Annotated in this window: 13 protein-coding genes and 2 riboswitches; of the genes, 10 read left to right on the forward strand and 3 right to left on the reverse strand. The window is 39.3% G+C overall.

Annotated features, from left to right (window positions below; translation table 11 throughout):
- Positions 1–82 precede the first annotated feature (82 nt).
- Positions 83–421 carry a hypothetical protein gene (locus tag VB118_02220; protein MEA4831418.1) on the reverse strand — a complete coding sequence of 113 codons (339 nt, stop codon included), beginning with the start codon at positions 419–421 and terminating at the stop codon, positions 83–85.
- A gap of 210 nt (positions 422–631) precedes the next feature.
- On the opposite strand from VB118_02220, the gene VB118_02225 reads away from it, so the two are divergent.
- The 3 genes from VB118_02225 to VB118_02235 all read left to right on the forward strand — a co-directional run bounded on the left by VB118_02225 (position 632) and on the right by VB118_02235 (position 2,344).
- Positions 632–1,351, forward strand: coding sequence for a nucleotidyltransferase domain-containing protein (locus VB118_02225; GenBank protein ID MEA4831419.1), 720 nt, complete (start codon positions 632–634; stop codon positions 1,349–1,351).
- Between the two features lie 177 nt (positions 1,352–1,528).
- Entirely contained in the window at positions 1,529–1,816 is a 288-nt protein-coding gene (locus VB118_02230) for a hypothetical protein (GenBank protein MEA4831420.1), read from the forward strand.
- 90 nt (positions 1,817–1,906) lie between these two features.
- A complete protein-coding gene (locus VB118_02235; protein MEA4831421.1) occupies positions 1,907–2,344 on the forward strand; it encodes a GNAT family N-acetyltransferase in 438 nt (145 codons plus the stop codon).
- 101 nt (positions 2,345–2,445) lie between these two features.
- On the opposite strand, the gene spoIVA is transcribed toward VB118_02235, so the two are convergent.
- Entirely contained in the window at positions 2,446–3,915 is a 1,470-nt protein-coding gene (spoIVA, locus tag VB118_02240; GenBank protein ID MEA4831422.1) for a stage IV sporulation protein A, read from the reverse strand.
- 180 nt (positions 3,916–4,095) lie between these two features.
- Here spoIVA and VB118_02245 point away from each other — a divergent pair, with 180 nt between their 5' ends.
- The 7 genes from VB118_02245 to VB118_02275 all read left to right on the forward strand — a co-directional run bounded on the left by VB118_02245 (position 4,096) and on the right by VB118_02275 (position 10,619).
- Complete coding sequence (locus VB118_02245) at positions 4,096–4,905, forward strand: two-component system response regulator (GenBank protein MEA4831423.1); 810 nt, start codon at positions 4,096–4,098, stop codon at positions 4,903–4,905.
- A gap of 156 nt (positions 4,906–5,061) precedes the next feature.
- Positions 5,062–5,149, forward strand: a riboswitch (cyclic di-GMP riboswitch).
- Between the two features lie 63 nt (positions 5,150–5,212).
- Positions 5,213–5,300, forward strand: a riboswitch (cyclic di-GMP riboswitch).
- A 259-nt stretch (positions 5,301–5,559) separates the two neighbouring features.
- Positions 5,560–5,952 (forward strand): hypothetical protein, encoded by a 393-nt coding sequence (locus tag VB118_02250; protein MEA4831424.1) that lies wholly within the window; start codon positions 5,560–5,562, stop codon positions 5,950–5,952.
- Positions 5,953–6,060: 108 nt separating this feature from the next.
- Complete coding sequence (locus tag VB118_02255; GenBank protein ID MEA4831425.1) at positions 6,061–6,333, forward strand: hypothetical protein; 273 nt, start codon at positions 6,061–6,063, stop codon at positions 6,331–6,333.
- A 154-nt stretch (positions 6,334–6,487) separates the two neighbouring features.
- On the forward strand, positions 6,488–7,099 hold the full coding sequence (locus tag VB118_02260) for a TetR/AcrR family transcriptional regulator (protein MEA4831426.1): 612 nt from the start codon (positions 6,488–6,490) through the stop codon (positions 7,097–7,099).
- The gene (locus tag VB118_02265) at positions 7,089–7,583 is read left to right on the forward strand and encodes a DUF6323 family protein (GenBank protein ID MEA4831427.1); all 495 of its coding nucleotides are present in this window, start codon (positions 7,089–7,091) and stop codon (positions 7,581–7,583) included. The genes VB118_02260 and VB118_02265 overlap by 11 nt, the downstream gene beginning before the upstream one ends.
- Positions 7,570–8,931 carry a DUF6179 domain-containing protein gene (locus tag VB118_02270; protein MEA4831428.1) on the forward strand — a complete coding sequence of 454 codons (1,362 nt, stop codon included), beginning with the start codon at positions 7,570–7,572 and terminating at the stop codon, positions 8,929–8,931. The genes VB118_02265 and VB118_02270 overlap by 14 nt, the downstream gene beginning before the upstream one ends.
- A 245-nt stretch (positions 8,932–9,176) precedes the next feature.
- Positions 9,177–10,619 carry a hypothetical protein gene (locus VB118_02275; GenBank protein MEA4831429.1) on the forward strand — a complete coding sequence of 481 codons (1,443 nt, stop codon included), beginning with the start codon at positions 9,177–9,179 and terminating at the stop codon, positions 10,617–10,619.
- A gap of 617 nt (positions 10,620–11,236) precedes the next feature.
- On the opposite strand, the gene VB118_02280 is transcribed toward VB118_02275, so the two are convergent.
- Positions 11,237–13,294 (reverse strand): beta-galactosidase trimerization domain-containing protein, encoded by a 2,058-nt coding sequence (locus tag VB118_02280; GenBank protein ID MEA4831430.1) that lies wholly within the window; start codon positions 13,292–13,294, stop codon positions 11,237–11,239.
- Positions 13,295–13,309 lie beyond the last annotated feature (15 nt).

Genomic DNA, 13,309 nt, shown 5'->3' on the forward strand with positions numbered 1-13,309 from the left:
AACTCTGCTGCAGCACTGGCGGTTTTTATGTTTTAATGCTAAAATTATATCAATTTGCATTTTACCTGTTTTATTGAAATTGTTATGACAAAGAAACGATCTCGTTTCCCTTAGGCGTTATATCTTTAACGATATTAAAAGATCCGTCGGTATATACAAGCTTAATGTCATAGCTTTTTGCCGGCTTGTCTGTTGTGAATACGAATGTCCATACGAATTTTTCGTTTTTATCCGCTGTGGATTCCGCTTGAATCCAGTTCTCCGTACCGGAAGGAGCGGCAAATATAGCTGTGGACGCCTCAACCAAGTATGATTGTGCTCGAATTTTCACGGTTTTTGCGCCGGAGCAGGAAAACAGCGAAATGATTAACGAGGCGCAAAGAAATGTCAAAGCTGCGCGTGATAGGAAGCGGTATGTCATATTTTGATTTCTCCTATGTATTGGTTTTTCTTGCTTTCAATGATATTAACAATTATATCATTTATGACAAAAATGTTCAATCATAATTTACTATAACGTCGGATTGACATAAAAGCCCAATACAGATATAATTAGTAATGGAAGAACGGATATAAATAACTTATATTCTTAAACTCGAAAATAAATTTCACATATGAGTCAAGGTATAATATGGATATTTACATGGACTTTGTCAATGATTTAACTGAAATGATAGACAATATAAATGTCGCAAATAATATTATCGCAGTTTATGTCGGAGGAAGTGTATCACGCGGAGATTATGTAGTCGGCGTAAGCGATATAGATATTTATGTTGTAACAAAAGATAGCGAAGAAAATAATACTATAAATACTGCCGTTCAATCCTTGGCATATAAAAAAATTCAGGAATTACTTAGCTGGTGCCCGGATGGTGTTACTGTTGCTTTTACTACGTACAAAGAAATAAAATCAGGCGTTTCTTGGTTGGGAGCCGGATCGGAATATTATACTTTTCAAGAAAATGCAAAATTATTGTATGGAAAAGATATAAGAAAGGATATTATTGAGCCTACAGAAAATGATATAAGAAAATCCTCTGAACAGGCCATTGCACAAATCAAGCATATTGTACAGCAGGATTTATCAAATATTAAAATTGATAAATATTTCATCAGAGGGATTTTCGGAACTGCTTTTTCGGCAATGCATTTTTATTTATGCTTACATCATCAATATATCAGAGGCAAGCAAAAAATAACTGATGCTTATTGCGAAATAAATCAAGAGCGTGCAGTCTTTGCCAATAGCATTATGGAATTATGGTATGTTTTTTCCCACCGACCTTTATATGAAATTGAAATAAAACAGCTTATTACTGATACGATTAGAATTATTGAAGATATGTAATCGGCAGAATACGGCGGATTTCATCAACCGCTTTCTTAAACATGATAAAACAGTTTATTTTTAAGCTGATTTTCTATAGACAGGAGAAATATCTATGTCTGTTTAATAATTTTCAGAGGCAAATCGGCAACCGGAAAACCTTAATTTCCTCAAGAATAAGTGAGGTTCTTAAAATATGTGTATTACGAAAAGATGATATATTCACGCAAGCATAAAGTAGTTTCATTTTTATGCGATTGCACCGATAAAAATGAATGGCTTGCAAGATTGGAAAAGCGATTAATGAATCCCATGCCAAATCAGTATTTTAAGAATATCAAAGAAATTTATGATCATTATAATAAAATGAATATTAAGCTTGTTGACAATGAGTTTTATATTGACAGCTGTAACAAAGTTGAAATTATTATCCAGCAAGTTATGGAGCATATAAAATCATGCTGTCCCATAAAGGATATTATATAGTTATTAATTCTCCATGTTGAAGAATAAGCTTTATATAACAATATTGAATAAAATGTAACAGGAAATCAGGAGAAAATCATCGTGAAAGAAATGAATATACAAAAAGCGGATATAAATGACTTATCCGGCCTGCTCAAGTTATATAAGCAATTACATGACAATCCTGTTCCGGAGGTTAATGATAAACTGATAGGATTATGGAATGATATATTATCAGATCGAAATCATTATGTAATCGTGGGTAAGATAGATGATGATATAATATCTTCATGTGTTCTGGTTATAATCCCAAATTTAACACATCAACAGCGGCCATATGCATTAATTGAAAATGTTGTCACCGATGAGAAATGCAGAAACAAAGGATATGCAACGCAAATACTTGATTTTGCAAGAGATATCGCTAAAATTAATAATTGTTATAAAATAATGTTGCTGACCGGGAGCAAGAAAGAAAGTACATTAAATTTTTATAGGAAGGCAGGATATAATTCCGAAGATAAAACGGCATTTATTCAATGGCTATAATTTTATCAGATCACCGTTACATACATGGATCACATAAAAAGCCCGCTGAAAGAATTTATTTTCTTTCAGCGGGAGCTTTTTACTTGGTATCAATTACAAAATCAGAGAATAATGCAGATCAGGCCGTTGCTGCCTTCGTTTATTATTTTAGTGAGCGTTTCTCCAAGCTTCATGCGCGCATCCTGCGGCATATGTGCAAGCTTGGAATTGAGACTTTCGTTCATCAGCTCATGAAGCGTTTTGCCGAACATATTCGATTCCCAAAGTGTTTTCGGATTTGCTTCAAAGCCCTCAAGAAGGAATTTGACCATATCCTCTGACTGACGCTCGCTTCCGACAATCGGGGATACCTCGGCTTCAATATTTGCCTTTATCATATGCACTGACGGAGCGGAAGCGCGCAGCTTGATTCCGTATCCGTTTGATTGTTTAACAATTTCCGGTTCTTCAAGCCTGAGGTCATTCATTGAAGGCATAACTATTCCGTATCCTGATCGTTCAACTTCATTGAGCGCAACTGCTACACGGTCATATTTATGTTTTGCGTTCGCAAGCTCCGCCATAACCTCAAACAGCTCTTCTTCACCATTGATTTCTATTCCGCATTCTTTTCCAAGCGCCTTGTAAAATACATCCTCGTCGAAAATCAGCTCAAATGTTGTTTTCCCCAGCCCGGGAAGAAATTCTACGCGGTTTACCGATTTTATGACGCTGCCGTCAGCAAGAGCGTCAAACAGCTTTTCCGCGTCTCCGTTTTTATATACGGCTCTTGCCGAATCGAATATCGAGGTTTCGGTCGAGCGTTTAAGCTCGTTGTCTGAGGTGAGAATGCACAGCCATGACGGAAGCCTCACGATGATCTCACGCGGCGGGAATTGTGTGAGGATCATTGATAATATTTCCTTGATTTCGTCTTCGCTTATCGTAAAGCAGTTGGCGGCTTTAACGGGGCAGGAGTATTCCACGCTCAGTCGTTCTGCAAGCTCGCGCGTTTCCGCGTTGTCGGGATGAGTGCTGTTAACCACGAGGACGAACGGCTTTCCGGCCGAAACAAGCTCGGAAACAATGCGTTTTTCTGCCGCGACATAATTTTCTCGCGGTATTTCGCATATGCTGCCGTCGGTGGTCATCGCGACAGCCACAGTGGAATGATCGGCAATGACCTTTTGTGTACCGAGTTCCGCGGCGCGTTCAAACGGAAGCGCCTGTTCGCTCCATGGTGTCATGACCATCCTCGGCTTGTCGTTCTCCGTGAGGCCGGCAGCTCCGGGCACAATATATCCGACACAGTCGATCAGCTTTACAGCCATTTCGGTGCCGTCCTCGGGCATGATTGATACCGGTGTTTCCGGAACGAATTTCGGTTCGGTTGTCATGACGGTTTTACCGGACGCGCTTTGCGGCATCTCATCGTTTGCGCGGTTTCTTACCTCCGCATTATCGATGTTCGGGAGCACGACTCGTTCCATGAATTTTTTTATGAATGTTGATTTGCCTGTTCTGACTGGGCCGACTACGCCTATATATATTGCGCCTCCGGTCCTCTGGGCAATGTCCGCATAGATGCTCATCAAAGATTCCTCCGCTCTGCATATGTTTATAATGCGATTCAAATTCGCAGATTAATTTATATGCTATTTTTATACAATATATTAAAAAGCCGGCTGATATATTCGCGTGACATATTGCAAAATTAAGAAAAAGAATGTAAAATATATAATTGATTACATGTATACCCGGATTTAAGAGGAGTGAGACACATTAAAACTGTTATAATAACACATGATACCTCCGATTCAAAGCTTTTTGCTTCTGAATGTACACGCCTGGGCGGTTTTGATATATCTGATATGTGTTCCGGGTACGACTGTATTGAAAATGAATCGCTCTCTTTGATTGACTTTGTGATCACCGATGTAAATACCGAAGGCCTTGCTTTCGCAAAAGAATCCAGAAGTAAAAATCCGGATTCGATAATATTATTTATTGCAGACTCTGATGATTACTTATCAGAGGCGCTGAGGTTGCGTGCTGATTATTACATGCTGAAGCCTTTTTCCGCGGATGATGTACGTTTTGTTTTGAAAAGAATGAAGCTTCTGCACAAAGGATCCAGGAAACGAATTTTTTTCCGCACCTTCGGAAATTTTGATGTATTTATCGATGGAAAGCCCGTACCATTTTCAAGCGCAAAAGCAAAGGAGCTGCTTGCGCTTCTCGTGGACAGAAAAGGCGGCATACTGACATCGGAGGAAGCATTTTCATATTTATGGGAAGATAAACAATATGATTCTTCTTCACAGAGTCTGTATCGCAAGGTCATTCAACGGCTTAAGGAAAACCTGAAATCCTCCGGAATTGAAGATATCCTTCTGAGAACAAAGGATGGCAGATGCCTTGATCGTGACATGTTTGATTGCGATTATTATCGTTTTCTGAATGGCGACGCGGATGCTGTAAAATCATTTACGGGAGAATATATGACGAATTACAGCTGGGGAGAATTTACCCTGGCAGGTCTAATATCTATCGCAGAAAAGCAAAAATCAGCAGATAATTAGGCATTATTTGATATAAAATTGACAATTTATCCAGAAATATTCAAATTTTACAATATTTATTTAATAATATGGCATGAACGGCACGAATTTGTCACGCATGTCATGATAGAATAACTTTGTAGAGTGAAATCGACGCTGAATACCTTTCAATCTCATCAAATATTTCGGCAAACCCGGTGAAAGCCGGCGACGCAAAGCTTGAGGGGCTAATCCGGTATTTCCGGGATGCCAGCCAGTTACAATCGGACAAGCTTTGCGTGGCAACAGAGCTTGTTTGTTTTTTCAGAATATTTACTCTAATCACAAATATATATTTCGGCAAACCCGGCGAAAGCCGGCGACGCAAAGCTTAAGGGGCTAATCCGGTATTTCCGGGATGCCAGCCAGTTGCGCTTATTCCGGAGCTTACCGGAGTTTTCGCAGCGGGTTTATATCAAACCTGCTTTTTTATTGGTGTTTTCTCCCCTGCCACGGGAGTATAATACAAATGCTGTATATCTGCGCATGAGCGTTTGCCACCGCTGATGCTTTGATGTATATGCATTTCGTGCATATCTGTTCAATTACCACTGACTCATATGCGCGGAAAAGCGATCTGAACTTGTCTGCTTGTACAAGATCAAGCGGAAATATTTGATGGGTGGGACATACTGAATGGCTCAATACTTAAACAAGCTCACGGGCACCCGCATCAGCATGATGCTGCCCAGACTCGGAATTATCAGAAGAAGGATATGCGATAAAAACGGATGTGTGATCGGTTCATTTTACCGGGGCAGGATATATGACCTCAACGGTGTACTGTGGGGTTATGTCGACGTCCAGGATAACCCGGGCTACGTCAGGAAAAAAAGCGGTTGTTCTCCGGTTATGGACAGATACGGCATGTTGATCGGACAGCTCGACAGTGAGCTGAATATTCTCAGCGTCCGGGGTAAATATCTTGGAAGTGTTAAGAATATATCGGCTTTTCCGGCAGTTGTTTCGTTTGGATTAATTGCAAGCGCAGCCGCCTGTATCGGTATCGTGATAGGATTTCTGATATGATGGTTTCAATAACGGCAGGCGCCGCAGAATGACAGTATCAGGGGGGATATTGTGCTCACGGCGCCGTACCGCTATACTTACTACATACAAGGAGACAGTTTTATCTGTATGGAATATTATTTTTCCGTGAAGCATCACAAATTAAATAAAAGCCGCTATACGCTTTGCGTTTCAACATCAGAAGAAACGCCAGTTACATTCGCGCTTGACAGATATATAGGCGATTCATTTGAAACAGTCCGTCCTTCAGGTACAAAGCAAAGCAGAAATCGTTTCAATATTGGCGAAAGGACAACGGACAGATACAGGCTTCGGCTTGAAATTTCCGAGACGTCAGAATACGTTTACAATCCGGATATGATCAAAATAACAGTATTTTAATATAAATATAAACGGCGACTGTACCTCATTCCGTACAATGCTTACAGCTTTGCGGAATGAGGTTTCTTTTTTCTGTGTTGTATTGACAAAGCTCGAATAATGCGTATAATTGAATTACCGTCGGTAATTACCGACGGTAACAAGGAGACGCTGGATGAAGAAGAATATATCACGAGAGCAGATTATCAATACAACACTTGAATTGATGATGGACAAATCGAGCTTTGAAAAACTGAATTTAAGGGAAATTGCTCGCACTTTGGATTGTGCTCATACAAATATCTATAATTACTTTCCTTCGTTTAAAGATGTTTTATGGGCAGCACATACTGCTTTGCAGGATAGAACGATGGAAATAATGAGAAAAAATCTTCTGACTGCGAATACTGATGAAATGAAGCTGCATCAATTTTTTCAAACCATTTTGGATGTTTATTTAGACAATAAAGGTTGGTTCCGTCTTGCTTGGCTTGAATATATCGGTGATGAACGGCCTGCCGAAAATGCTGACGCTGTTCAAAAAGCCCGTACCGTTTTAAATCAATATATTTCAGAAATTTGGGGGAATATATCCGGAACCACTCCTGATATGAAGAATATCGATCAAGTTTTACACAATACACACTGTTATATTATCGGAGAAATTTCGAACTATATTTCGGGCAGAGGATTGATTTTCAATGAATCAGAGTTGAAAGAAAATGTCGTTAAACAAGCAGTACAGATATTTACACTTTCTATGCGAGGTATACGAAATGAGCTTTGAGTTAACATTTTTCAATGATAGTTCTCTAATACAAAGGCAGGCCGCAAATGAAATATTAAAGCAAAATGCTGTCAGCTCTCAATTTGGGCTTGAGTTAACTGAACAACAAGCACTTGCTTTAGTTGAAACACGTTCGCTTGCTTTGAAGGAGAATGGCAGAATAGAATTTGGCGGCGGTGTAATAGATAAACTCATATATGAATTTTGTGATTCACCGTTTATATCGTCCGTTAATTATGAACAGACGCTGCATGATTTAATTGATATATTTTATTATTATAAAAATGAAACTATAGATTTAATCAGTGACGACGAGTTGATCAAGTATATGAAGAAAGCATATGATGGGGTGTGTCAAGGCTCTCTGGAATTATTGTCAGGACGTGAATTGAATCGATTAGCTCGAAATTTGCGATTCGGAGAGCTTTCGGATGACTCGGAAAATTCAATTGATGAGGAGGATGATGCAGATGACGAATATTGAAAGAACTGACCGCATTGATAAATTAAAATTGAATGATGAGCAATATTTTCAGTCTGTCATTGAACAGGCATATATAGTGGGCTTATTTTCGGATAAAGAAATTGAAAAAATACAGTTCGATTGTTTTGCTTTCCTTGCAAAATTAACTGAACGGTATAATAACGGGAACAGCAGCTCCATAAGGATAGAAACCGCGCAAAACATTTTGACCTCTGTTATGTTTACAATCGGCTTATGTCTTAAAACATATTCCTCCGCTGACGAAGCCGCGCAGGCTTTACGTGATGAAAAATTAGAGGTGCTGTACCAAAAAGGTCAAAAGCAGATAGAAAGAAAGATTCATATATCAAAGCTGATTCATTCCCGAATTACTAGCAATTTATTCGAAACTCCTAATGTATTTTACCATGCATCAATTGTTGACAGTATTAATGGCTTTTTCAAATTATACCGACCTGATTATTTTGCGCATGAAATCAATATTACCGCGGATTATTCTACTTGCAAACCTGTAAACTGTACAATGGGGATAGAATTTATCAGGGAATATTTAGAATATCTATATTATGAAAACGATTTTTGTAATCATTTTCAGGCAGATAATGTTCATCATCTGTTATGCGGTTACGAGGATGAATATCAAAACCTGCTTATAAATATTTTTGAGCCTGTTTATATTTCCGCTTTGGGTTGTATACTTATCCATTCTGATGTATACACTCTGAAATTGAGTTGTTCCGATGTGAAACACCTTAGCCGACGGCTGTCTGGATGTTCAGATATTGAATTCAGACATTTATTAGATTCAGCTTTGGAAGAATTAATTACCACCTTAGCTATATCACCAAAAACAGCGGCTTATTTAAATGTATGTCTGGAAAAAGTAAGTATCATAATAAAAAACGCAATTTCAAGGAATGTTCCGGAAAAGGCCTTTTTGATTCTAAAATATCCTGAAGATACACCGGAATTTAAATGTTCTTTCAGCGGAAAAATGGATGATGAATTATATCGTAAGGTTTTACAGGAGGTTGTGGCCTGTCAGACGACCGAAGAAAAAAATCAAATAATAAAAAAGTATATTCATTCACTCGCCGATTTGGAAGATATTATGCTGGATGCTGAGCTTTCCAAAACGGAAATGATATCTGTTTTTCAAGAACTGACCACGGGCGAGCTTGCAGCTCTTGCCAAAAAATACGATATATATACAAAGTGCAGTCTTTCTGACATGCATTCAAGCGAAATGCGGCTATATAATTGTTTAAATAGCTATATTGCTATGCTTGCGCCTGAGCAGCAATCGTGTGTCAAAGAAGCGGCTAAGATAATTCGTGTTATTGAATAGCAGAAGCCTGTATTTCAAATCAGTACGGGAGATGACACGCGATTATAATTTCTCCGAGCTGTAAACAATTAACTAATATAAAAACATAAGCGAAAAACCAAGCGTAAATATAATCTTAAGCTGTCCCGCTGCAGCATTAGATATGGCAGTAATATAAATCCGGCGAAATAATGTATTGACAATTTATTAAAACTGAGTTATTATAAGTTAACCGTTAGTTCATCTTTTTGCTGAAAGGAAACACTATGAAAAAAATAATTTCCATTGTTCTGGCGTCGGTTATCGTCTCTTCCGGCGTTTTATTTAGCGCCTGCGAAGACAAAGGTGTTAAAACTGAGCCGGGTACAAAAGCCACAACCGACAATGTGACTACCGCGGAAGAAGAAAAGTGGCCTGACCGTGACTGCGACGGAGCCAAGCTTAAAATACTCGTCCGTGACGATCAACTTTATGATTTCGAAATAATCAAAGATTCAGATGACCCAATCGACATAGCGCTTGATACCAGAAACAACTGGCTTGAGGATAAATATAAATTTTCTATCGAATATCATGACGTGCCGAGAGCTGATTATATCACGAACGCTCGTACATTTATTCAGAGCGGCAGCGATGAGTATAACTTCTTTATAGGCCCCGGAGCCAATTTGTCCACACTCGCTCAGGAAGGCAGCCTTCTGGATCTTGCTTCTCTTTCAAACATCGACCTTTCGAAGCCCTGGTGGGATAAATGCGCCACACGCGATCTTTCGATTGCAAATCGTGTTTTCATGACTACCGGCGCTCTTCAGACATGTGATATAGGCGGCACATACAACATATTTTTCAATAAAGTGGCTCTGGAAGAAAACAATCTCGAAAATCCGTATGAATTGGTGTATAACAACAAATGGACACTTGATAAGTTCTGGAGCATGTGCAAGGGTGTGCAAAAGGATCTTAATGACGACGGAAAGCTCACTGAAACTGACCAGTTCGGTTATGTATGCGAAAACTATGATGGATACGCGATGTTTTTCGCGTCAGGTGAAACTATTGTAGGAAAAGACGATAAGGATCTTATTACTCTTACGGTTTATAACGATCGCGCAAGCGAGGTTGTAAGCAAGCTCAACGAGTTTTATACAGATGAATGTACCTTTGTTAATTCCGCCGCAATAATCAAACCGATAATAGCAGACGGCCGCGCTGTTTTCTGTGGTACCATTCTTGCGGCGCTTCCGACATACCGTGCAATGGAAGACGATTTCGGAATTCTCCCGCTTCCGAAATATGAGGATACTCAGGAAAACTATGTCACTCCGGTCAGCTCCGGTATGACTGGTTCATTGGTCGGAATACCGAACAATGTTGAGAATCCAGAGCTCACGAGCTTCATGGTTGAAATGATGACGAGAAAATCGCTTGATACGCTTCGCGTCGCTTATTACGACGTTGTCGCTAAAAATCAGAGTATGCGTGACGAGGATTCCGTAAAAATGCTTGACATCATCATCGGAAGCCGCGTTTTCGATCCGTATTTTATAAATACATGGGTTGATAACACATGGTATTATTTCTTCGCATGGCATGTTGCTGAGATGCCGAACAATGTACAGTTCTCTTCGCAATATGACAAGCAAAAGGATGCCACCGAAAAGGCGATTCAAAACACTATAGACACATATATGAGCTATATCGAAGGATAGATAAATTAAGATAAAAGCTTATTAGTATATATTGTCTACTGAAGTTTTGGTAGTTGAAAACCAGCCAAAACCTGCAGTATCATTGATTGCTACCTGTTTATAAATTGGTTGGGAGTCGAGTGCAAGGTTTTTACGCTTAATGGCTGAAAACCTTGCACCTTAATAATAATGTATTTAATATTATTCTTGCTGTAATCTTATGGTTTAAGAAGCCACCCATCAGTTGAGCGGCCGGCCTCTCACAACACCGCATAGCATTCAGGCATGGCGGTTCAATCGCATAGATACAAGGACTTGTACTTTACGGATATACAAAAGTATCCGGCTTGTGCAAGTCTTTTATCGTAATAACGCGTTTGCTTGAACTTCTCGGTTTCTATGTTGCTTTCGAATAGCGATCTATCATCATTAAATTGTTGCCTATGCCGAACGCGTTAAAAACAACCGCAAGCCCATATCGAACTTGCGGTTGCTTGAACTTATTTTATAGAAATTAAATCAATAAAGAAAACCGTAATCAGTGCTAACTCTTTTATTACGGATATTCTTCATCGGTATATTACTCTGTGGCTGTTTTGTGTTATATTTAGAGAATCTGCCCGTTAAGCTTTTCTGCTTTACATTTCAACTGTTATAAGCTCATAATCGTATAGATTGACTAGGAATTTGACAACGCCGTTTTCCTCGGTAAAAGGTATTGTACATTTATGATAGAGTGCTTTTACGGACTTAACGGATTTTGGTACTTTTAATGATATCTCAATATTCTTGCACTCAATAAAACTTTCTATAGGTCTTTGCATAAATCCTGTCATATTTACAAGGTGAATAAGTTTTCTTTCCTTATCATCCTGTGTCCTCATTTCGACTTCAACTGTCGGGTATGCATTTTTGACAATAATATCGCTTTTTGTAAAACGGCTGACCAAGCTTTCGATGATATATTTCATGTCAAGAATGCCGTAATCTGCATAAGTCTGCCCGATTCCTCCGGCAATATAAGCGGTTTTGCCTTTTCCGTATGAAGTGACTATAACAGACGGATATTTTTCTTCAACGAATTCGGCATATCTGCCTTCCATCGGACCGTATGAAGAAGCGAGTATTTCGACCTTGTCATCAAAGCTGCATTTTATAACTTTGTCGGAAAATCCGGCTATGATCTTATCCGAAGCATTTTCCGCAAAGGGCTTTTCGCCTTCAAAAGTCATATATCCGCAGCCTGCTTTGTATGAAACTATCTCTTTCATGTTCTTTATGCCAAACAGCTTGTTAAACGGTGAAGATGGACGGTTTTTTCCTGTGTGATCGCACATACCGCTTGCAAGCGTGGCAATAAGATTACCGCCGTTTTCGACATACTGCTTAATTGTTTCGATAGCTTTATCGTCGAGGCAGATGGTATTTGGCAATATAATCGTTTTATATTTTGAAAGATCACCGTTCAGTATATTTGTTTCATCAATGATGGCAAATTGGGTATGATTTCTGAATAACATATCAGAAATACCGAAGAATTCGCTTTGGAATGAACCGATATCGCTTACATCCACGTCTATTTCTTTTTGTACAAAATCCGATTCGGCAATCTGACCGGCATAACAGTTTATAGTATCCCGTGACCAGACAAGGGCAACATCAGCATATCTTTTCGTATTTTCAAAATAGCTCTCATTCTCTGCGAGAAACCGGTTTATATTAAATGCTGTTTTTCCGGCAGTGGTATTGAAGTTATCAATAAGGCCATGGATTCCGTACCAGACATTGCCTCCGTTTGCTATAACGTCAGAGTAAAGGAGAGTGGTTTCGGCTTCTGTGTGCATATGTCTTGCCCACGGCTGATGGTTGCCGGCATCAAATACAACATACGGTTTTCCATATGATTTGGACTCGAGGTATTTTGTACATTCGGCGCCTCTCCAAATCGAGGTATAATTCGGGTTACCGTAAAAGATAAATCCGCCTTCTGAGCCTATCAGATCAACATACGGGAAAATACCGTCTAAATCACAACCGGTCGTATTAGCTGAAAGACCGACGCTGTTCGCATATAAAACAACATCCCTGCCGCTTTTTGTTATTACTTCTCTTGTATCCTTCATAAATTTCGCGACCGACCATGTTTTGAATTCGCGTATCTCTGTCGGATTAGCACTGTCCAGCGAATGACCGAACTGCTCAGCAAAAAGCTTTTTACATATATCGCAATTGCATCCGTTGCCGACAACAACAGGACCATCGATGAAAATTCCTTTAATATCATGCTCAAGCGCGTCTCTTGTATTTTCAAAGAAGCTGTCGCGCCACGGGCTGTTTACACAGGCGAACACATATGTATCATAAGCCATGACATGTTTTCCGTCGCTGTCTCTTTGCGCCCAGTCCTGATGATTATTGAAAGTATCGACACTTATCATATGAGCGTTTGAATATAGTATTATATCAATGCCACGTTTTGATGACTCGGCAACATAAGCTTTCAGCGCATCGTAATATTTTGACTTTTCATACAGACCGTAAACACCGTCGCCGACTATATGCAAAAGCTGTTCGACATTGAATTTCCCTCCTTCAAGTATTGCCGGTATTTTCATAGTATCCTCAGGTCGCTGACTGAACTGGATCGCAGCTATACGCATTGGCTTTGTTCTTAAACGGTTATCGGATTTCACCATAATTATGCCTCTTTC

The organism is Oscillospiraceae bacterium (assembly GCA_034925865.1).
In the GTDB taxonomy this organism is placed as follows: Bacteria; Bacillota; Clostridia; order Oscillospirales; family SIG627; genus SIG704.

Bases quoted from the DNA above. Each gene is read 5' to 3' on its own strand.
- VB118_02220 (MEA4831418.1), bottom strand. From the start codon at position 421: ATGACATACCGCTTCCTATCACGCGCAGCTTTGACATTTCTTTGCGCC.
- VB118_02225 (MEA4831419.1), top strand. From the start codon at position 632: ATGGATATTTACATGGACTTTGTCAATGATTTAACTGAAATGATAGAC.
- VB118_02235 (MEA4831421.1), top strand. From the start codon at position 1,907: ATGAATATACAAAAAGCGGATATAAATGACTTATCCGGCCTGCTCAAG.
- spoIVA (MEA4831422.1), bottom strand. From the start codon at position 3,915: ATGAGCATCTATGCGGACATTGCCCAGAGGACCGGAGGCGCAATATAT.
- VB118_02250 (MEA4831424.1), top strand. From the start codon at position 5,560: ATGGCTCAATACTTAAACAAGCTCACGGGCACCCGCATCAGCATGATG.
- VB118_02255 (MEA4831425.1), top strand. From the start codon at position 6,061: ATGGAATATTATTTTTCCGTGAAGCATCACAAATTAAATAAAAGCCGC.
- VB118_02260 (MEA4831426.1), top strand. From the start codon at position 6,488: ATGAAGAAGAATATATCACGAGAGCAGATTATCAATACAACACTTGAA.
- VB118_02265 (MEA4831427.1), top strand. From the start codon at position 7,089: ATGAGCTTTGAGTTAACATTTTTCAATGATAGTTCTCTAATACAAAGG.
- VB118_02270 (MEA4831428.1), top strand. From the start codon at position 7,570: ATGACGAATATTGAAAGAACTGACCGCATTGATAAATTAAAATTGAAT.
- VB118_02275 (MEA4831429.1), top strand. From the start codon at position 9,177: ATGAAAAAAATAATTTCCATTGTTCTGGCGTCGGTTATCGTCTCTTCC.
- VB118_02280 (MEA4831430.1), bottom strand. From the start codon at position 13,294: ATGGTGAAATCCGATAACCGTTTAAGAACAAAGCCAATGCGTATAGCT.